This window comes from Lentzea miocenica (genome assembly GCF_033949945.1).
GTDB classification, from domain to species: domain Bacteria; phylum Actinomycetota; class Actinomycetes; order Mycobacteriales; family Pseudonocardiaceae; genus Lentzea; species Lentzea miocenica.
In genome coordinates this window covers 156,682-175,559 of sequence record NZ_JAXAVW010000004.1, presented here as the reverse complement: position 1 = coordinate 175,559, position 18,878 = coordinate 156,682, and the positions used below count along the sequence as shown (strand labels likewise).

The following is an 18,878-nucleotide window of genomic DNA, read 5'->3' as shown; positions in this document are numbered from 1 at the left end:
GGTCTGCACTTCCCTCTCGGAGGTCTGTTTGGCTGGTAACCCAAGTATGCACCCTCCTACCCGCAAACGCACGCGATTATCCGGTGAGTTGGGGCACAGGCCGATGAATCGTCGGCCGACAACGTGAACAGCCGGACAACGACGGGGAGTGCTCGTCAGTCCTCGCGACCCAGCAGGAACCTGCCGAAGTGCGGCACGGTGAAGGCGATCTGACCCCGTTCCGCGCTGTAGACCAGGCCTTTCTTGATGAGCGAGTCCCGCGCGGGCGACAGCGAGGAGGGCTTGCGACCCAGGTGGTCGGCCACCTGGGCGGTGTTGACCCCCGCATCCTTTCCGTCGGTCAACTCGGCCATCGACCGGAGATACTCGCGTTCAGCAGGCGTTGCACGCTCGTATCGGGAGCCGAAGAAGCCCACCGCCAGCTCGGCGTCGGCCTCCGGAGCGGCCATGGAGACGTCCAGCGCGCTGATCGGATCGACCGGCGCGGCGTCCCAGGCGGCCTTGCCGTAGGCCTGGATGAAGTACGGGTAGCCGCCGGACGCGTCGAACAACGCGTCGAGCGCCTCGTCGGTGATGCCCGCGTCCTCCCGTTCGACCGGGGCGAGCACCGCGCGATCGGCGTCCTCACGACTGAGGCGGTCGATGCGGACGTACCGGAAGAGCCGCTCCGAGTACGACTTGCTCGCGGACAGCACGGCGGGCAGGTGTGGCAGGCCCGCCCCGACGACCACGAGCGGCGCACCGAGCTGGGAGAGCTCGTGGCACGCCGCGCACAACGCGCTGATGTCCTCCGGCTTGAGGTCCTGCATCTCGTCGATGAGCAGCGCGACGCCCGTGCCGACGTCCTGCGCGAGCTCGGCGACGTCGGTGAACAGCTCCACCAGGTCGATCTCGATGTCACCGGAGTCCGCGCGCCCGCTCGCCGCCGGCACGTCGATGCCGGGCTGCCAGCGGTCCCGCAGCTTGGCGCCGTCCGGTGCCGCTCTCAGCGCGAACGCCTTCAACACGCCCAGGATCGCCTCGACCCGGTCCGGCGCGCGGTGCCGGACCGCGAGATCCCTGATCGCCCGGTGCAGCGCGGCCGACAGAGGTCGTCGCAGGTCAGCCTCTGGCCGAGCCTCGACCTTGCCCGCGCCCCAGCCCCGTTTGACCGCCATGGACCGCAGCTCGCCGAGCAGCACCGTCTTGCCGACGCCGCGCAGTCCCGTCAGCACGAGGCTGCGTTCGGGACGGCCGCGGGCCACGCGTTCGAGCACCACCTCGAAGGCGGCGACCTCTTTGTCCCGGCCGGCGAGCTCAGGAGGCCTCTGGCCTGCACCGGGGGCGAACGGGTTGCGCACCGGGTCCATGCCTCGCACCGTATCGGCGTTTCTAGTGCCCGCCGTAGAGACGCGCAGACGAACCTCGAAGTGGCTCCGGATGCCGCCGTATTCGGCTATCTAGCGATTAGACAATAGTTGTTAATAGTTGCGGATGAACCGAGGCACCGGTTGGCTGGGCCACGTGGCTGAAGTCGTGACGAAGGGGACCGGCGAGGTCGAGCGCACCGCCGACCGCGCCCAGGTGGACGTGACGTTCGAGGCGCTCGGTGCCGAACGCTCCGAGGCGGTGAGCACGCTCAACCAGCGCATCTCCGCGGTCGAACCGCTGCTCGAGGACTTCGAGGTGCGGTCGCGGCAGCTGTCCGTGCACGACAACTGGGACAACAACCAGCGCGTCGGCAGCCGCGCGACCCAGCAGTACGTGATCTGGGTGAAGGACCTCGACAAGCTCGACGGGCTGCTCGCCGAACTCGTGCAGGCCGAGCCGTCCTGGGTCAACGGACCGTCGTGGACGCTCGTCGACGACACCGAGGCCATCCGCGAGGCGCAGCAGAAAGCCGTGGCGGACGCGTTGCGTCGCGCCGAGGGCTACGCGACGGCGCTGGGGCGGCGGCTCGGGCCGTTGCTGCGCATCGGCGACACCGAGGGTGGTGCGCACTACTCGCCGCGGATGATGAGCGGCGCCGCGTCGTTCGAGATGGCCGGACCTGCCGGGATGGTCGACCAGCTCAACCTCAAGGCGCAGCAGATCACCGTGGCGGCGTCCTGCACGGCGGCCTGGTCGCTGCTCGACTAGTAGTGGGTCGTGACGGCCAAGCACTGCCTTCCGGCGAGGTCGTCGCGGTGACCAGCCGCGGACCCATCGGGCCGTGCGGTGATGAGCGCTGGATCGTCTACACCGCCGTTGCGCCGCACCAGCAGTGGATCGAGAAGACGATCGCTACGAACTAGCTTGCAGGGACTCCATCGCGTGGTGCACCGCCGCCGCGTCGAGATCGCCCGGTCTGTCCTTGCGCCACTTCTCCAGCCACACGGCACGACGGGCGGCTGCCGTGGCCAGGGTCAGCACGATGTACGCGCGGCGTTCCCACTCCCTCGCGGACGCCATCGCGTCGGCCGCCGGGCGCCACTCGTCGCGGAGCGTGCCGACGAGCGCGCGGGCCAGCACCGGATCTTTTTCTGGATCGACCTGCATCCGCTCCACCCCCAGTACCGCAGCGCTGCGGTTCAGAGAGTGTGCATGAAGGACCGTCCGGTTCGGCAAGCCTTACTCGGCGGCGTACCGCCAGAAGTCGCGCATGATCGCGGTCGGGGTGGGGCTGGTCATGGCGGTCCGGGTGAGCAGAACGGTGACCATTTCCTGTGCCGGCACCACATGTGCGGCCGTGCCGGAGCCGCCGACCCAGCCGTAGCGGCCCTGGACGTTCCACGGGTCGATCTCGGCGACGTCGACGCTGCCGCCGAAGCCCCAGCCCTGACCTTCCAGGAAGATCTGCGCGGCCTCGCGCTCCTCGGCCGTCGTGGTGTCGTTCGCCAGCACCGAAAGCATGCCACTGGACAACAGGAATCGATTGAACGCCAATAGATCGTCCACAGTGGACGTCAGTCCGCCGGCGCCGGACGGGAAGACGTCGCTGCCGAACGCGGTGTTCGTCATGCCCAGCGGGCGGTAGATCCGTTCGGAGAGGAAGTCCGGGAGCGATCCCGTGACGCGGTGGATCAGCACGCCGAGGACGTCCGCCGCGGTGTTGTAGAGCCAGCCGTCGCCGGGCTGGTGCAGCAACGGCACCTCGGCGAGCTGCTTGAGCCACTCGTCCGGCGTCGGCAGATCCATGCGGCCGTGCACGTGCGTCGCTTCGAGGAGCTTTTGCGTGGTGGGCAGCGAGAAGTCCGCGGTGAAGCCCCAGCCGGAGCGGAACGACTGCAGGTGCCGGACGGTGATCGGTTCCGTCGCCGGGACGACGTCGTCGACCGGGCTGTCCGGCGTTCGCGCGACCACCGGGTCGGCCAGTTCGGGCAGCCAGTTCGCGATCGGGTCGTCGAGCGCGATCCTGCCGTCCTGGACCAGGAGCATGGCCGCGGTGGCGACGATCGGCTTGGTCACCGACGCGATCGGGAAGACCGACTCGCGGGTGTCCTCACCGACCGCCGCGAACTCGACGTCGTCGCCTCGGGCGATGAGTGCGACCGCGGTGGGCACTTCTTCGCGGTGGGACTCCAGCAGCTTCTGCAGCGTCACCGTTCCAAGATAGCCGTGATGCCCTGACCACCGGCGGCGCAGATCGACACGAACCCGCGCCCGCTTCCCTTCTGGTGCAGCAACTTCGCCAAGGTCGCCACGATCCGGGCACCGGTGGCGGCGAACGGGTGCCCTGCCGCGAGCGACGAGCCGTTGACGTTCAGCTTGGCGCGGTCGATCTCGCCGAGGTCGGTCTCCCAGGCCTTCAACGTGGCGAGCACCTGGGACGCGAACGCCTCGTGCACCTCGTAGAAGTCGAACTCCTGCAGCTTGAGGCCCGCCTTCTCGAGCATCCGCGGCGCCGCGTGCACCGGGGCCATCAGCAGGCCCTCGTCGCCGTGCACGTAGTCGACGGCGGCGGTCTCGGCGAAGGTCAGGTACGCCAGCACCGGGAGTTTGCGCTGCTGGGCCCACTCCTCGGTGGCGAGCAGGACCGCGGAGGCGCCGTCGGACAGCGGGGTCGAGTTGCCGGCGGTCATCGTGTCGCCGAAGACGGGCTTGAGCTTGGCGAGCTTCTCGGCACTGCTGTCCGGGCGGAGGTTCTGGTCGCGGGTCAGGCCCAGGTACGGGGTGACGAGGTCGTCGAAGAAGCCCTCGTCGTAGGCGCGGGCGAGGTTCTGGTGGCTGCGCGCGGTGAGTTCGTCCTGGTCCTCACGCGTGACGCCGTACTTGGCCGCGGTGATCGCCGCGTGCTCACCCATGGACATGCCGGTGCGCGGCTCGCCGTTGCGGGGCAGGTGCGGCACGACGTGGCTCGGTCGCAGTCTGGTCAGCAGGCTGACCTTGCGGGTGCGGTTGAACTCCAGCAGGAGCTTGCGGAAGTTCTCGTTCACCCCGATCGGGGCGTCGCTCGTGGTGTCGACGCCACCCGCGATGCCCGCGTCGATCTGGCCGAGCGCGATCTTGTTGGCCACGGCGATGATCGCCTGCAGACCCGTGCCGCACGCCTGCTGGAGGTCGTAGGCGGGTGTCTGGGGGCTGAGCTTGCTGCCGAGCACGGACTCGCGGACGAGGTTGAAGTCGCGCGAGTGTTTGAGGACGGCGCCGGCCACGACCTCGCCGAGGCGTTCGCCCTGCAGGCCGAAGCGGCTGACCAGGCCGTCCAGCACCGCGGTGAACATGTCCTGGTTCGAGGCGGTGGCGTACGGGCCGTTCGAGCGGGCGAACGGGATGCGGTTGCCGCCGATGATCGCTACTCGCATGTCGTCATACTACCTACTAGCGGGTAGACTTACTAGCGAGTAGGTTATGCGACGTGGACAGGTATCAGAAGTTCGCCTCTTCGGGGCTGGGACGCCAGCTCGTGCGCAGGCTCGGCCTGCCGAACCCGCATCCACTTCGCCGCGACGCCGCCCTGGCCACACCGGTGCTGGTCGGCGGCGCTTCCCGGCTGCCCTTTCTGAAGCAGCTCGAAACAGGTCCCGCCCCCTATGGCGCCCTGATCTTCGACGCGTCCGATGTCGCCGCTGTTTCCGACCTGCGACAGCTGCACGACTTCTTCCACCCGGTGATCACGCAGCTCGGGCCGTGCGCGCGGGTGATCGTGATCGGACGGTCCCCGGATTCGGTGGCCCAACGGGCGCTTGAAGGCTTTGTGCGGTCGGTCGGCAAGGAACTGCGGCGGGGTGGCACGGCGAACCTGGTCTACGTGGCGGACGGCGCGGAGGACGGGGTCGAGTCGACCCTGCGGTTCCTGCTGTCCGGCCGGTCGGCGTACGTGTCCGGGCAGGTCATCCACGTTTCCGACAACGCTGTCGCCGGCACGTTGAAGGGCAAGGTCGCGCTGGTCACGGGTGCTTCCCGGGGCATCGGCGAGGCGATCGCCACGGCCTTGGGGCGCGATGGCGCACACGTGATCTGCCTGGACGTTCCTGCCGCCGGAGATCTGTTGTCGAAGGTGGCGAACTCCGTTGGCGGGTCGGCGTTGCAGCTCGACATCACCGGCGATCCCGCTCGGCTGACGTCCTACCTGCTGGAGCGGCACGGCGGTGTGGACGTCGTCGTGCACAACGCCGGCATCACGCGCGACAAGACGTTGGCACGCATGGATTCCTCGCTGTGGGACTCGGTGCTGGAGGTCAACCTGGCCTGCCAGGAGCGGATCAACGACGCGTTGCTGCACGGCGGCGTGCTGCGCAACGGCGGGCGGATCGTCGGGGTGTCGTCGATCGCCGGCATCGCGGGCAACGTCGGCCAGACCAACTACGCCACCTCGAAGGCGGGCGTGATCGGGATGGTGCGGTCGCTGGCGCCCGTTCTGGCTGCTCGCGGGGCCACGATCAACGCCGTCGCGCCGGGGTTCATCGAGACGAAGATGACCGCGGCCGTGCCGTTGATGACGCGCGAGGTCGGACGGCGGATGAACAGCCTGTCGCAGGGCGGCCTGCCGGTCGACGTGGCGGAGACCGTGGCGTGGTTCGCGTCGCCGGGTTCCGGTGGCGTGAACGGCAACGTGGTACGGGTGTGCGGACAGATGCTGCTGGGGGCGTGATGTTGCTGCGTGCTGCCCTGACGTCGTTCCGGCGCGGGGAAACCCTGGCCGCCGAGCCTGTTTCGGCCACGGTCGACGTCTCGTTGAAGCATCTGACGGCCTACAACTCGGTGTGCGGGTTCGGGTTGCGCGACGCGTTGCCGCTGACCTACCCGCACGTGCTCGGCTTTCCGTTGCAGATGAAGCTGATGACGAGCGCGGGCTTCCCGTTTCCGTTGCCCGGCCTCGTGCACATCGCCAACCGGATCACGCAGTCGCGCCCGCTGACGCTGGACGAACCGCTGGAGATCACGGTGTCCGCGCGCGATCTGCGGCCGCATCCGCAGGGCACCCAGGTCGACGTGGTGACGTCGGTTTCCGGTGTGTGGGAAGGGGTTTCGACCTATCTGCGGCGCACCGGCGGCTCCTCGGGGCCGAGCGAGGAGCTGGAGCGGCCGGTCGGGTCGGCGGTGTGGCGGGTGCCGGCGGACATCGGCAGGCGGTACGGCGCGGCGTCAGGTGACCGGAACCCGATCCACCTGTACCCGTTGAGCGCCAAGCTGTTCGGATTCAAGCGGGCGATCGCGCACGGGATGTGGACGAAGGCGCGCTGCCTCGCGGCGTTGGAAGGCAGGCTGCCGGAGGCCGTGACCGTGGACGTCCGGTTCAAGAAGCCGTTGCTGATTCCTGGTCGCGTCGAGTTCTCCGCGGCCGAGAAGGACGGCTGGGAGTTCGCGGTGTGGGGCAAAGGACCCCACCTGGTGGGCTCGGCCCAGGATCTAACGCCGTGACGGCGGGTGCCAGACGTTGCCGTCGACGAGGTCACCGAAGCCCATCCACACGAGGTTCATGAGGCGGGCCGCGACGACGCCGGCGGGTTCCTCGGGGTGGTCGAGCCACCACTCCGCGAGCGACTCGCCGGCCCCGACCAGCGCGGCGGCCAGCGACTCGGCCTCCAGCTTGGTCGCGGGCGCCTTGGTCGACTGGGTGAGCAGCGCCGCGACCAGCGACACCGCCCGGCCGCGCATGTCCGTGAGCTCGACCGCGAACGGCCCGCCCTGGGTCGACGCCTGCCGGTGCAGCACGAGCCAGCTGGCCCGGTTCTCGCCGACGAAGCCGAAGAACGCTCTGAGCCCGCTCCACAGCTGCACGTCGGGTTCCTGATCGGGCTCGACGCCGGTCGCGATGGCCTCCATCATCCGGGTGGCCTCACGCCGGATGCAGGTCGCGAACAGCTCTTCCTTCGAGCCGAGGTAGGCGTAAAGCATCGGCTTCGAGATGCCGGCGACGTCGGAGATCTCGTCCATCGACGCCGCGTGGAAGCCGAGCCGCGAGAACACGTCGACGGCGGCGTCCATGATCTGCCGCTCACGCACCGCGCGTGGCAAGCGCTTGGCTCGACCTTCTGTGCGCATCATTACCCCTCGGTTCGGAGCAGCAAGATTATCCGATCGGCTTGCCGCCCAATCTACTCACCAGTAGTCTTACTCACGAGTAGGTACCAGGAGGTGTGTCAATGACGCTCGACCTCACCACCGAGGCGATCGCGAAGCTCAGCCCGGCTGAGCTGATCAGCACTTTGCAGCAGATCTCGCCGGACGACCCCGCACTGGCGAACGTCGACATCGACGTCATCGCCCGCGGCATCGACCCGAAGAAGCTGGGCAAGGACGACTTCGCGGCGCTGCTCAACGCGTTGGGCAAGCTGGCCGACGGCGGCGCGGACCTCGACCTCTCGAAGATGGACCCGGCCAACTTCGCCCGGATCATCTCGCGCGCCTCGAAGGACCAGATCGAGGGCGTGGTCGCCGATGCCGCGTTGCGCACCCGCGTGCTCGACGAGGTGTTCCGGCGCATGGAGGTCCACTTCCGCGCGGACCGGGCCGGCGCCACACGTGCCGTCGTGCACTTCCACGTGCTGGAAGACGTCTACGAGGCCATCATCGAAGACGCGACGTGCACCATCAACAAGGGCGTGACGCGCGAGGCCCGTGCGATCGTGACGCTGACGCCCGCCGACTTCCTGAAGCTCGCGACCGGCAACGCCTCCGCCCCCGTGCTGTTCATGACGGGCAAGCTGAAGGTGAAGGGCGACCTGGGCTTCGCGGCCGGGTTCATGAGCCTGTTCAACATCCCGAAGGCTTAACTCTATTTTGGGGAGACTTCCTGTGGGCGGCTTCTCGCTCGAGCTGAACGAAGACCAGACCGACCTGCGCGACTGGGTGCACGGCTTCGCCCGCGACGTGATCAGGCCAGCGGCCTCCGAGTGGGACGAGCGCGAGGAAACGCCGTGGCCGGTGATCCAGGAGGCGGCGAAGATCGGCCTCTACGGCTTCGAGTCCCTGGCGACCTGGTTCGCCGACCCGATCGGCCTGTCGCTGCCCATCGCCACCGAAGAGCTCTTCTGGGGTGACGCGGGCATCGCGCTGGCGTTGATGGGCACCGGCCTGGCCGTGGCCGGCATCTTCGCCGGCGGCGAGCCCGAACAGCTGGCCGAATGGGTGCCGGAGTGCTTCGGCGACGAGTCGGACCCGAAGCTGGCCGCCTTCTGCGCCTCCGAACCCCAGGCCGGTTCCGACGTGGCCGGCTACCGCACCCGCGCGCGCTACGACGAGGCGACCGACGAGTGGGTGCTGAACGGCCAGAAGGCCTGGGCCACCAACGGCGGCATCGCGAACGTGCACGTCGTGACCGCGGTCGTCGACCCCGCCCTGGGCTCGCGCGGCCAGGCAGGCTTCATCGTGCCGCCGGGGACGCCCGGCCTGTCGTCGCCAGGCAAGATCAAGAAGCACGGCATGCGCGCCTCGCACACCGCCGACGTGTTCCTCGACGACGTGCGGGTGCCGGGCCGTTGCGTGCTGGGCGGCCGCGAACGGTTGGAAGCCCGCCTTGCCCGCGCCCGTGAAGGTCTGAAAGCCGGCGGCCAGGCCGCCATGGCGACCTTCGAGACCACGCGTCCGACCGTCGGTGCGATGGCCGTCGGCGTCGCCCGCGCCGCCTACGACTACGCCCTGGAGTACGCGAAGGACCGCGAGGCGTTCGGCCGGAAGATCATCGAGAACCAGTCGATCGCCTTCGACCTCGCGAACATGCGGATGGAGATCGACGCGTCGCGGCTGCTGGTGTGGCGCGCCGCGTGGATGGGCCGCAACAACGTGCCGTTCACCGCCGGTGAGGGTTCGATGTCGAAGCTCAAGGCTTCCGAGGTGTCGGTGTGGGCCACGGAGCGGGCCATTCACATCCTCGGTGGGGCCGGGTACACGCGGGAACACCCGGTGGAGCGGATGCACCGGGACGCCAAGATCTTCACCATCTTCGAGGGGACCTCGGAGATCCAGCGGCTCGTGGTGTCGCGGATGATCTCGGGCATGCAGATCAAGTGATTCGAGGCGGGCGGCTTTCGGGCCGCCCGCCTCGCGTCTTGCTGAACGCCAGCACGGACGTGAATCCAGGTCGCGTTGGTTAGCCGACGGTAAATCGGCGAACGCAAGGAGTAACACGGAATCCCACTGCTCCGATCAGACCAGTAGATCGGCGTGAGGGGGAATCGTGATGCTCCCGAATGTGTTCGTGATGGCTGCCGCGGTCCTGACCGGTGCCGCGAGCAGTGCCTACGTCGTGACGGTCGCGGACCGCCCCGAACCGGTTGTGGTGAGCCAGGTCGTGCGCGTGGTCGACGCGGAGACCGTCGAGGTGCGCGAGGGTGATCGCGTCACCCGGATCAAGCTGGTGAACGTTGCCGCTCCTGCTGCGGGCGAGTGTCTGCACGCGGAGTCCGCGAAACGGCTGAGCGAGTTGCTGCCGGACGGGGCTCTGGTCACCGTGGTGAGGGACGGGCCGTTCGCCGCGGTGTCCACACAGGACGGAAGGCTGGTCAACGCCGAGCTGATCGCCGACGGGCTGGCGGTGCCGACGGTCAACGGGATTCGCTTCCTGGACAAGGCGAAGCAGGCGAACGCCGAGGCGGCCGAGAAGCAGAAGGGGCTGCATTCGCCTGAGGTGCCGTGCACGTTGCCTGGGCAGGTGCGGGCGATCACGGAGGCTGCGGCTGCCGTTGAGGCACAACCCCTCAAAGCCACCAAGACTCAGTTGACGGTGGCCGCGGACACGGCCAAAACCGCGATCGGGCTGGTGGATCAGCTGGCCAAGCCCGGCGGGTTGACGTGGGACGCGGTGGCGCCGGTGGACCAGACGGTGTTGCTGGCGAAGGTCACCAAGGTGGTGCCGACGTTGTACCGCAAGGAAGCCGAGTTGCGGAACGTCGTGAAGGGCCTGAAGTAGTGCTGGCCCGCCGTACCCCCGGCGCCGGCGGGCCGTTCACAACATCCCGGTTCGCGGTTATGCGGCGGTAAACGTCCTGGTTGGACATGTCCTGCCGATGGGCCTCGCGTCCGGTGGGGTCGTGTTGACCGCGATCAGGTCGGCAGCTGAAGGATCGCGCCCACGCGCTTGAGCTCGCGGCGGTGCACGGCGAGCAGCACCACGTCGGACGGGCGGCGGAAGTGCAGCACCACGAAGTTCGGGTGCGGCGGGTCCTGGTCGATGATCTGCTCGACCCTGCCCTCGTCGTCGCTGAAGACGATCCGCTCATCCCAGATGATCTTCGTGGGGCCGAAGAACAGCTCCCCCTCGTGCCACTCACCGTCCAGGAAGACGTCGCCGTCGCCGCGTGAGTGGTCGTCTCCGCCGGGCCCGAAGGCCTCAGCGAGGGTTCCCCCGAGAATTTCGAACAACATCGACATGACGATCCCCCTTCGTTGCTACAGGAACGAGCTGGGCGCCCAGCCGGTTCCCGTGCGGTGGTGGTGGATCTAGCCGAACGGCTGACCTGCCTCGCGCAGCCAGGCGCGCTCGGCCGAGTGGTCCGGCATGGCGGGCCAGCCGTTGATCTTCGCGATCAGCACCCAGTACCGCTCGGCACGCGGGTCCGCGAAGTCGGAGAGTTCACGCAGCCGCTCGACGAGACGTTCGTCGTTCGGCAGGTTCAGCGCCTGCGCCCAGTTGGCGTTCACGCGGTCCACGACCTCGCGAGCAGCCTCCGACTCCGGCGCGACACCGGCGTCGAGAGCCGCACGGGCCTGGGCGATCGCGAAGTTGAACGCCTCCATCTGGTCACCCGACGGCGGGCTCATGTCCGCACCGTCTCGGCGCTGTTCCTCGTGCTGCTGGGACATTCGCTTGACCGCCGCGCGGAAGTCCGGGTCCTGCACGAGCTTCGCGAGCTCGACCCACGCCTCCAGCTGTTCGGTCGACGGGTCGTCCGGCAGCTCGATGCGCACGGACCGCATGTGCTGCTCGAACTGGGGATCCAGCTCGTACGGCCCGAACACCTCCTCGAAGAAGTCGTCGAGGATCCGCTGGCGCTCCTCGTCCGACATCCGTGCCAACTCGTTCATCAGTTCCATCTCCCCTCCCTTGGCGACGGCGCGCAGGACGGCACGGCGCAGCCGCAACGTCCGCATCTGCGCGTCGATCGCATCCGCATGGGCGCGCGCCACGTCGGTCACCGTCACCTCGCGGGCAAGCACCCGTCCGGCGGTCGGCAGATCCACACCCAGGTCACGAAGGGTGCGGACGAGCTTGAGCTTGGCGACCGCCTCACCGTCGTACGTCCGATAGCCGCCGACCGTTCTCGCTGTGGGCGGGATGAGGCCCTGGTCGGAGTAGAACCGGATCGTCCTGACGGTGAGGCCGGTCATCCTGGCCAGCTCGCCGATCTGGTAGCGCGTCACGGGGACAACTCTGAACCCTCCAGTGACTGGAGAGTCAAACCGCATTAACCGATCGAGTTCCAGAACGAGCAGTTGTGCCTGGTCAGAGCGTTGACCTGACCAACGCGCTCAAGGGAGTACTCCTGGACGTTGCCCGCCGAGAACCGCGACCAACCGGGCCGGCCGGTACGCGCGAACGTGGTCCAGTCGCGGATCATGGTCGCCGCGAGCCGCTGCTGGGCCGGGTCGAGGTCGAACGTCGGGATGTCGAAGAAGTAGGCGAGCTCGAACGAGTGCGCGGCGCCGGCCGGGAAGCCGGCGGGGAAGAGGTCCTTGAACCACCCGAGCGGCGCGGTGCGGTCGGCGAACTCGTAGCCGTACGTCGGCGTGTAGCGCGAGAGCAGCCGGTCATCGGCGAGCTGATGGCACGCCCACACGCCATCGGTGAGCACAGCGCCGTAGGCAACACGTGCGGACTCGCCCGCCGGGTACTCGGCAGCGATCTTGGCAGCCTTCTCCCCACCGAAGCCCTGCACCAGCAAACCCTGGTAGTCGAACGGTTCGGGCACGGTCGCGGACGTCAGCCTGCCCTCGTCACGGGTGTTGCCCCAGATCACCGGCACGCGGTTGAAGCGACCGGTCCGCAACGCGTCGGCAGGGTGCACCGGCAGCACGCTGTTGCCGATCACCACCGGGGTGGCGCCGCGGTCGATGGCGGTGAAAGCCGTGGGAGGTAACGTTCGCAGGCACGCCACGTCCGAGCAGCCGAGCTGAGTCGAGATGGCCACGGCGTCTGCCGCAGCCGCGTCCTTCGTGACCCAAGGGGCACCGGCCGGCTTGCCGTGGATCACGCCGTTGGCACCCCATGTCGTCGAACAACCGCCGCTCTGCGCGATGGCCCTCTGGAACAGGCCACGCGACCTCGGCGACGTCACGTGCGCGCACACGTCGAACGCACCGCCGGACTCACCGAAAACCGTGACGTTGTGCGGGTCGCCACCGAACGCGGAAGCGTTGCGCTGCACCCACTTCAGCGCCGCCTGCTGGTCCTCGACGCCGTACGCACCCGAGTCCGGCAGGTCCGGGTGTCCGAAGAAGCCGAAGAAACCGAGACGGAAGTTGATCGTCACGACGACCACGTCACCCTGCACGGCCAGGCGACCCGTGCCGAACCCTGCGCCGGACAGGTAGCTGTTGCCGCCACCGTGGAGATAGACCATGACCGGCTTGCGGCCACGCGTGGAAGGCGTGGTGACGTTGAGGTACAGGCAGTCCTCGGTGCTGCTCGGCGACCCGGCGCCGGCAGCCTGGGCACAGGCCGGGCCGGGCTGGGTGGCAGCACGGGGTGTCGTCCAGGGCGTGACCGGCAGCGGTGAACGCCACCGCAGCTCGCCCACCGGCGCCGCCGCGTACGGAATTCCCTGGTAGAGCTGGTGATCGGCGAGAACCGTGCCGCGCACCGGGCCGGCATCGGTCCGCACCAGACCAGGTTCCGAAGCCTGCGCCACACCGGCCGGTCCCGCCAGCAGAGCCGCGGCGATCAACAAAGACAGTCGCTTGTTCATGCACAGGCGTCGAACGGACGGCCCGCGGATCGACATCCGCGGGCCGTCACATACCGAGCTGCCGAACTACCTCAGTAGGTCATCGCGAAGCCGGGGTCGGCCAGCAGCGCGCCGACGTCGGCCAGGAACTGCGAGCCCTGCTGGCCGTCGACCACGCGGTGGTCGAACGACAGCGCGAGCTGGCAGATCTTGCGGATCTTGATCTCGCCGTCGACCACCCACGGCATGTCGCGGATCGCGCCCAGGGCGAGGATCGCGGACTCGCCGGGGTTGAGGATCGGCGTGCCGGTGTCGACGCCGAAGACGCCGACGTTGGTGATCGTGATGGTGCCGTTCATCATGTCGGCAGGGGAGGTCTTGCCGTCCCTGGCGACGGTGGCGAGCTCGTCCAGTGCGACCGCGAGTTCCTTCAAGGACATCTGGTCCGCGTCGCGGACCTTGGGCACCACCAGGCCGCGCGGCGTGGCGGCCGCGATGCCCAGGTGGACGTAGTCCTTGTAGACGATCTCGTTCGCCGCCGCGTCCCACGTCGCGTTCACGTCCGGCGTGCGCCGGGCGGCGAGGATGATCGCCTTGGCGCAGAACGCCAGGGGCGTCAGCTTCACGCCGCGGAACTCCGGGTGGTTCTTCAGGCGGGCGCGCAGGTCCATCATCGGCGTCACGTCGACCGTCAGGAACTCGGTGACGTGCGGGGCCGTGAAGGCGCTGTCCACCATCGCCTGCGCGGTCGCCTTGCGGACGCCCTTGATCGGCACCCGGCGTTCGCGCGAGCCGTTGTCCACAAAGGACTGGGCCGGAGCGGCAACGGGTGCCGTTCCAGCGTTTTCGACGTCCTCGCGGGTGATGACGCCGTTCGGGCCGGAGCCCGTCAGCGCGTACAGGTCGACGCCGAGGTCCTTGGCCAGCTTGCGGACCGGCGGCTTGGCCAGCGGCACGTACCCGCCGGGTGTCTGCACCGGAGCCGGGGCGGCGACGGGCGCCGCGACCGGAGCGGGAGCAGGTGCGGGTGCGGGCGGCGCCACGACGGCAGCGGCCGGAGCGGCCACCGGGGCCGGGCCGTCCTTGCGCGCGCGACGCTTGGCCACACCGGACTTCGGGCCGTAGCCGACGAGCGTCGCGATGCGCCCGCCCGGCATCTCCTCGCCGATCTTGCCGGACGAGGTGCCGTTGGCCTCGGCAGCAGCCGGGGCCTGGGCGACGGGTGCGGCCGCGCCACCGGGGTCGGTGTCGATCGTGATGATCGGGACGCCGACCTCGACGGTCTGGCCGGGCTCCGCGAGCAGCTCGGTCACGACGCCTGCCCACGGGCACGGCAGTTCGACGGCCGCCTTGGCGGTCTCGATCTCGACGATGATCTGGTTGACCGTGACGGTGTCACCCGGCTTCACGTGCCAGGTGAGGATCTCGGCCTCGGTCAGCCCCTCAGCCGTGTCCGGCAGGGGGAATTGCTTGTACTGCGGCATTTCCGGTGTTCCCCTTACCAGGCGAGAGAGCGGTCGACGGCGTGCAGCACCCGGTCGAGGTCGGGGAGGAACTCCTCCTCGAGCTTCGAGGGCGGGTACGGGGTGTCGAAACCGGTCACCCGCAGCACCGGCGCCTGCAACGAGTAGAAGCACTCCTGCTGGACCTTGGCTGCAATCTCGCTGGCGATCGAGGACTCGGACGGCGCCTCGGACACGACGACCAGACGGCCGGTGCGGCGCACCGACTCGAACACCGGCGCGAGGTCCAGCGGCGACAACGTGCGGAGGTCGATGACCTCCAGCGAAGTCCCGTCCTCGGCGGCCGCGTTGGCGGCGTCGAGAGAGGTGCGGACCATCGGGCCGTAGGCCACCAACGTCGCGTCAGTACCCGGACGCAGCACGCGCGAGGCGAACAGCGGGCCGGGCTGCGCGGTCGTGTCGACCTCGCCCTTTTCGTAGTAACGGCGCTTGGGCTCGAAGAACAGCACCGGGTCGTCGCAGTCGATCGCCTGCTGGATCATCCAGTACGCGTCGGCCGGGTTCGAGCACGAGACGACCTTGAGGCCGGCGGTGTGCGCGAAGTACGACTCGGGCGACTCCGAGTGGTGCTCGACGGCACCGATGCCGCCACCGAACGGCACGCGGATCACGATGGGCATCTTGATCTTGCCCTGCGTGCGGTAGTGCAGCTTCGCGACCTGCGACACGATCTGGTCGAAGCCGGGGAAGATGAAACCGTCGAACTGGATCTCGCACACCGGGCGGTAGCCGCGGATCGCGAGGCCCACGGCTGTGCCGATGATGCCGGACTCCGCGAGCGGCGTGTCGAGCACGCGCTGCTCACCGAAGTCCTTCTGCAGGCCGTCGGTAATTCGGAAGACACCACCGAGCTTGCCGATGTCCTCGCCCATCATGATGACCTTGGGGTTGGCCTCCATGGCCGCCCGCAGGCCCATGTTGAGCGCCTTCGAGATCGTGAGCGTCTGCACCGGGGTCGCCGGTGCGGCGGCGGTCGAACGATCCATCGTCGGAGCAGCCATCAGTGCTCACCTCCAGCAAAACCCGAGACGTAGTCGAGGAATTCGTCGCGCTGCGCGTCGAGGTTGGGGTTCCCCTCCGCGTACACGTTGCTGAAGATCCGTTCCGCGGGCGGATCGGGCATGTTCGTGCAGAACTCCCGCAGCTCCTCGCCCAGCTTGTCGGCGTCCGCCTCGACGCTGTCGAAGAAGTCGTGATCGGCCCACTGCTGGCGGACCAGGTAGACCTTGACCCGCTCGATCGGGTCCTTGAGCTTCCACATCTCCAGCTCGTCCGACAGCCGGTAGCGCGTCGGGTCGTCGGAGGTGGTGTGCGCGTCCATCCGGTAGGTGAACGCCTCGATCAGGATCGGGCCGTTGCCGTGGCGGCACTCGTCGAGCGCCCACTTCGTCACGGCCAGCGTCGCGAGGACGTCGTTGCCGTCGACGCGGATGCCGGGGAAGCCGTAGCCGCGAGCGCGCTGGTACAGCGGCAGGCGCGACTGGCGTTCGGTCGGCTCGGAGATCGCCCACTGGTTGTTCTGGCAGAAGAACACGAGCGGCGCGTCGTAGACAGCCGCCCACACGAAGCCCTCGTGCACGTCGCCCTGCGAGGTCGCGCCGTCGCCGAAGAAGCACATGGTGGCTTCTCCCTCGTCGTCGCCGACCTTGCCGTCGAACTTCTGGCCCATCGCGTACCCGGCCGCGTTGAGGACCTGGTTGCCGATGACGATCGTGTAGGGGTGGAACCGCTTCTCCATCGGGTCCCACGTGCCCTGATCGGTGCCGCGGAAGATGCCCAGCAGCTCCGTCGGGTTGATCCCGCGGGTCCACGCGATGCCGTGCTCGCGGTAGCTCGGGAAGGCCATGTCGGTCTCACGCATCGCGCGGCCGGCGCCGATCTGCGCCGCCTCCTGGCCGAGCAGCGGCACCCAGATGCCGAGCTGACCCTTGCGCTGCAACGCGTTCGCCTCGCGGTCGACCCGGCGGATCAGGACCATGTCGCGGTACAGACCGCGCAGCTCCTCCGGCGAGATGTCGATGTCGAAGTCGGGGTGCGTCACTCGCTCACCCTCGGGGGTGAGGAGCTGCACCAGGTCGGCGCCGCCCTCGTCTGTCGCTCGCAAGCCTGCGATCACCTGTTCCGCTGTCGGTTTTGCGGCAGTGGCGGCCGGCGCTGCGTCCGGCTCAGGGTGCGTCCATTGCTCAGGGGACGACATGCGCCTTCTCCTCTGTCTTCTCCGACCGCCTGATCGCTCGTGACGATCTCGTGCGGCGACGTCGGCGGTCGCCGCCAACCCTGTGGGGCCGGAGGCAGCCGTCGACGGTGACGGTGGCTTACGACCACATCCTGACACGGCCTCACCCGAGTTGGTGAGACCCGTCCCACTTCGTAACACACGAGTCAACGTTCTGATCAGGGACAACAGTCGGAAGTTCGACCTTTTGCCCTCCGACTAGGCCGTCCGATTACCGAACGCCGCTGTCCCGGTTACCGATCGTTAACTTAGCTGCGGGCCTCCAGGGAAGAGCCTAAGGACGCGAGCAGAGGCGGAGTCGTGACAGGATCGAGAGGTGGACCGCTCAGTTGTGACCAGCACCGTCAGGACGCTTTGGGACGACGACATCGTCCCGAGCCTGTCTCAGCTCGTCGCCGTGCCGGCGATCTCGCCCGCGTTCGATCCCGACTGGGAAGAACACGGCGAACTGGCCGCCGCGATCGAGCACGTGCGCACCTGGATCACGTCCCGCGAGCTGCCCGATGTGACGCTCGAAGTCGTCCAACTGGCGGGACGCACGCCGCTTCTCGTGGTCGACGTGCCCGCGTTCGGTAACTCAGGCGACGACACGGTGTTGCTCTACGGACACCTGGACAAGCAACCACCGGTGGGTGGCTGGAGCGAAGGACTGGGTCCGTGGACCCCGGTGCTGCGTGACGGACGTCTCTACGGCCGTGGCGCGGCCGATGACGGTTACTCCGGATATGCCGCAATCGCCGCGATCGAGGCCGTGCGCGCGGCCGGCGGTTCGCACTCCCGCTGCGTCGTGCTGCTGGAGACCGGCGAAGAGTCGGGTTCGCCCGATCTGCCCGCCTACCTGGAGCACCTGTCCTCACAGTTGGGCCAGGTGTCACTGGTCGTCTGCCTGGACTCGGGCGGCTCCGACTACGACCGCATGTGGCTGACGACGTCGCTGCGCGGCCTGGTGCAGGTCACGGCCACCGTCCGGGTGCTGGAGGGCGGGCTGCACTCCGGCATGGCGTCGGGCATCGTGCCGTCATCCTTCCGAATCGCGCGCGTGTTGCTGGACCGCCTGGAGAACGCGTCGACCGGCGAAGTCCTGGTCCCCGAGATGCACGTCGAGATCCCGGCACACCGCCTGGCCGAGGTCCGCGAGGCCGTCGAGGCCGCGCCGGGCGCACTGTGGGGCGCGGTGCCGCGCGTCGGCGACCTGCAGCCGGTGTCCTCAGACGAGGTGGAACTGGCCCTGAACTCCGGCTGGCGCCCGACCCTGTCCGTCACCGGCGCCGAGGGCCTGCCGCTGCCGGACGACGCGGGCAACGTGCTGCGGCCGTTCACGACGCTGGTCCTGTCCTTCCGCCTGCCGCCCACGGCCGACGCGGCCGCGGCCCTGGAGGCGGTCAAGCAGCGGTTGACCACCGACGTGCCCTATGGCGCGACGGTGGAGCTCTCGCGCGTCGAGTTCGCCGACGGCTGGAACGCGCCCGAGCTGGCGCCGTGGTTGTCCGCGACGCTGGACGAGGCGGGCAAGGAAATCTTCGGCTCGCCGTGGCGGACCGTGTCGCTGGGTGGCTCGATCCCGTTCATGGGGCTGCTGCACGAGGCGTACCCGGAGGCGCAGTTCCTGGTCACCGGTGCTGTTGGGCCGGACTCGAACTGCCACGTGCCGGACGAGTGGCTGCACGTGGCGCACGCCACTCGGGTCACAGAGGCCGTGGCTCTGGTGCTGGACGCGCAGTCGCGACAGAACTGACGACACACCGCTACTCTCAACTACTCTCAAGCCGAACTCTCAAGTACTCTGAAGTTGGTTGAGAGTTCGGCTTGAGAGTAGGACCGTGGACACATCCA

General features: G+C 68.6%; 18 protein-coding genes. 7 read left to right on the top strand and 11 right to left on the bottom strand.

Features of this window, described 5'->3' with window-relative positions; all coding sequences use genetic code 11:
* Positions 1 to 155: 155 nt before the first annotated feature.
* A complete protein-coding gene (locus tag SK803_RS06610; RefSeq protein ID WP_319964878.1) occupies positions 156 to 1,349 on the bottom strand; it encodes an ATP-binding protein in 1,194 nt (397 codons plus the stop codon).
* 154 nt (positions 1,350 to 1,503) lie between these two features.
* Here SK803_RS06610 and SK803_RS06605 point away from each other — a divergent pair, with 154 nt between their 5' ends.
* On the top strand, positions 1,504 to 2,118 hold the full coding sequence (locus SK803_RS06605; RefSeq protein WP_319964877.1) for an SIMPL domain-containing protein: 615 nt from the start codon (positions 1,504 to 1,506) through the stop codon (positions 2,116 to 2,118).
* Positions 2,119 to 2,262: 144 nt separating this feature from the next.
* On the opposite strand, the gene SK803_RS06600 is transcribed toward SK803_RS06605, so the two are convergent.
* From SK803_RS06600 to SK803_RS06590, 3 genes are all read right to left on the bottom strand, one after another.
* Positions 2,263 to 2,517, bottom strand: coding sequence for a hypothetical protein (locus SK803_RS06600; protein WP_319964876.1), 255 nt, complete (start codon positions 2,515 to 2,517; stop codon positions 2,263 to 2,265).
* 72 nt (positions 2,518 to 2,589) lie between these two features.
* Positions 2,590 to 3,561 carry a serine hydrolase domain-containing protein gene (locus SK803_RS06595; RefSeq protein WP_319964875.1) on the bottom strand — a complete coding sequence of 324 codons (972 nt, stop codon included), beginning with the start codon at positions 3,559 to 3,561 and terminating at the stop codon, positions 2,590 to 2,592.
* Positions 3,558 to 4,763, bottom strand: a complete 1,206-nt coding sequence (locus SK803_RS06590) for an acetyl-CoA C-acetyltransferase (RefSeq protein ID WP_319964874.1) — start codon at positions 4,761 to 4,763, stop codon at positions 3,558 to 3,560. The genes SK803_RS06595 and SK803_RS06590 overlap by 4 nt, the downstream gene beginning before the upstream one ends.
* Before the next feature lie 53 nt (positions 4,764 to 4,816).
* Here SK803_RS06590 and SK803_RS06585 point away from each other — a divergent pair, with 53 nt between their 5' ends.
* Together SK803_RS06585 and SK803_RS06580 are read left to right on the top strand one after the other, a co-directional pair.
* Positions 4,817 to 6,052, top strand: a complete 1,236-nt coding sequence (locus tag SK803_RS06585) for a 3-oxoacyl-ACP reductase (protein ID WP_319964873.1) — start codon at positions 4,817 to 4,819, stop codon at positions 6,050 to 6,052.
* The gene (locus SK803_RS06580) at positions 6,052 to 6,822 is read left to right on the top strand and encodes a MaoC family dehydratase (protein ID WP_319964872.1); all 771 of its coding nucleotides are present in this window, start codon (positions 6,052 to 6,054) and stop codon (positions 6,820 to 6,822) included. Before SK803_RS06585 ends, SK803_RS06580 begins: the two co-directional genes overlap by 1 nt.
* Here the strand turns inward: SK803_RS06580 and SK803_RS06575 are convergent.
* Complete coding sequence (locus SK803_RS06575; RefSeq protein ID WP_406601489.1) at positions 6,811 to 7,449, bottom strand: TetR/AcrR family transcriptional regulator; 639 nt, start codon at positions 7,447 to 7,449, stop codon at positions 6,811 to 6,813. The genes SK803_RS06580 and SK803_RS06575 overlap by 12 nt on opposite strands.
* 98 nt (positions 7,450 to 7,547) lie before the next feature.
* On the opposite strand from SK803_RS06575, the gene SK803_RS06570 reads away from it, so the two are divergent.
* The 3 genes from SK803_RS06570 (at position 7,548) to SK803_RS06560 (ending at position 10,312) form a co-directional block, all read left to right on the top strand.
* The gene (locus tag SK803_RS06570) at positions 7,548 to 8,177 is read left to right on the top strand and encodes an SCP2 sterol-binding domain-containing protein (protein ID WP_319964870.1); all 630 of its coding nucleotides are present in this window, start codon (positions 7,548 to 7,550) and stop codon (positions 8,175 to 8,177) included.
* Positions 8,178 to 8,199: 22 nt separating this feature from the next.
* A complete protein-coding gene (locus tag SK803_RS06565) occupies positions 8,200 to 9,414 on the top strand; it encodes an acyl-CoA dehydrogenase family protein (protein ID WP_319964869.1) in 1,215 nt (404 codons plus the stop codon).
* A gap of 166 nt (positions 9,415 to 9,580) precedes the next feature.
* On the top strand, positions 9,581 to 10,312 hold the full coding sequence (locus SK803_RS06560) for a thermonuclease family protein (RefSeq protein ID WP_319964868.1): 732 nt from the start codon (positions 9,581 to 9,583) through the stop codon (positions 10,310 to 10,312).
* A 134-nt stretch (positions 10,313 to 10,446) separates the two neighbouring features.
* Here SK803_RS06560 and SK803_RS06555 read toward each other — a convergent pair whose 3' ends face one another.
* From SK803_RS06555 to pdhA, 6 genes are all read right to left on the bottom strand, one after another.
* Entirely contained in the window at positions 10,447 to 10,767 is a 321-nt protein-coding gene (locus SK803_RS06555; RefSeq protein ID WP_319964867.1) for a hypothetical protein, read from the bottom strand.
* 75 nt (positions 10,768 to 10,842) lie between these two features.
* The gene (locus SK803_RS06550) at positions 10,843 to 11,763 is read right to left on the bottom strand and encodes a helix-turn-helix domain-containing protein (protein WP_319964866.1); all 921 of its coding nucleotides are present in this window, start codon (positions 11,761 to 11,763) and stop codon (positions 10,843 to 10,845) included.
* Positions 11,764 to 11,807: 44 nt separating this feature from the next.
* Complete coding sequence (locus SK803_RS06545) at positions 11,808 to 13,307, bottom strand: carboxylesterase/lipase family protein (protein WP_319964865.1); 1,500 nt, start codon at positions 13,305 to 13,307, stop codon at positions 11,808 to 11,810.
* A gap of 71 nt (positions 13,308 to 13,378) precedes the next feature.
* Positions 13,379 to 14,770: a dihydrolipoamide acetyltransferase family protein gene (locus tag SK803_RS06540; protein WP_319964864.1), complete on the bottom strand. Its 1,392-nt coding sequence runs from the start codon at positions 14,768 to 14,770 to the stop codon at positions 13,379 to 13,381.
* A 14-nt stretch (positions 14,771 to 14,784) separates the two neighbouring features.
* Positions 14,785 to 15,810 (bottom strand): alpha-ketoacid dehydrogenase subunit beta, encoded by a 1,026-nt coding sequence (locus tag SK803_RS06535; RefSeq protein WP_319964863.1) that lies wholly within the window; start codon positions 15,808 to 15,810, stop codon positions 14,785 to 14,787.
* A complete protein-coding gene (pdhA, locus tag SK803_RS06530) occupies positions 15,810 to 17,006 on the bottom strand; it encodes a pyruvate dehydrogenase (acetyl-transferring) E1 component subunit alpha (RefSeq protein WP_319964862.1) in 1,197 nt (398 codons plus the stop codon). Before pdhA ends, SK803_RS06535 begins: the two co-directional genes overlap by 1 nt.
* A 355-nt stretch (positions 17,007 to 17,361) precedes the next feature.
* Here pdhA and SK803_RS06525 point away from each other — a divergent pair, with 355 nt between their 5' ends.
* The gene (locus SK803_RS06525) at positions 17,362 to 18,780 is read left to right on the top strand and encodes a M20/M25/M40 family metallo-hydrolase (RefSeq protein ID WP_319964861.1); all 1,419 of its coding nucleotides are present in this window, start codon (positions 17,362 to 17,364) and stop codon (positions 18,778 to 18,780) included.
* The last annotated feature ends 98 nt before the right edge of the window (positions 18,781 to 18,878 follow it).

What these genes read in the sequence shown, in the direction of transcription:
- SK803_RS06610 (WP_319964878.1), bottom strand. Translation starts at nt 1,349, where the DNA reads ATGGACCCGGTGCGCAACCCGTTCGCCCCCGGTGCAGGCCAGAGGCCT.
- SK803_RS06600 (WP_319964876.1), bottom strand. Translation starts at nt 2,517, where the DNA reads ATGCAGGTCGATCCAGAAAAAGATCCGGTGCTGGCCCGCGCGCTCGTC.
- SK803_RS06590 (WP_319964874.1), bottom strand. Translation starts at nt 4,763, where the DNA reads ATGCGAGTAGCGATCATCGGCGGCAACCGCATCCCGTTCGCCCGCTCG.
- SK803_RS06580 (WP_319964872.1), top strand. Translation starts at nt 6,052, where the DNA reads ATGTTGCTGCGTGCTGCCCTGACGTCGTTCCGGCGCGGGGAAACCCTG.
- SK803_RS06575 (WP_406601489.1), bottom strand. Translation starts at nt 7,449, where the DNA reads ATGATGCGCACAGAAGGTCGAGCCAAGCGCTTGCCACGCGCGGTGCGT.
- SK803_RS06570 (WP_319964870.1), top strand. Translation starts at nt 7,548, where the DNA reads ATGACGCTCGACCTCACCACCGAGGCGATCGCGAAGCTCAGCCCGGCT.
- SK803_RS06555 (WP_319964867.1), bottom strand. Translation starts at nt 10,767, where the DNA reads ATGTTGTTCGAAATTCTCGGGGGAACCCTCGCTGAGGCCTTCGGGCCC.
- SK803_RS06545 (WP_319964865.1), bottom strand. Translation starts at nt 13,307, where the DNA reads ATGAACAAGCGACTGTCTTTGTTGATCGCCGCGGCTCTGCTGGCGGGA.
- SK803_RS06540 (WP_319964864.1), bottom strand. Translation starts at nt 14,770, where the DNA reads ATGCCGCAGTACAAGCAATTCCCCCTGCCGGACACGGCTGAGGGGCTG.
- SK803_RS06535 (WP_319964863.1), bottom strand. Translation starts at nt 15,810, where the DNA reads ATGGCTGCTCCGACGATGGATCGTTCGACCGCCGCCGCACCGGCGACC.
- pdhA (WP_319964862.1), bottom strand. Translation starts at nt 17,006, where the DNA reads ATGTCGTCCCCTGAGCAATGGACGCACCCTGAGCCGGACGCAGCGCCG.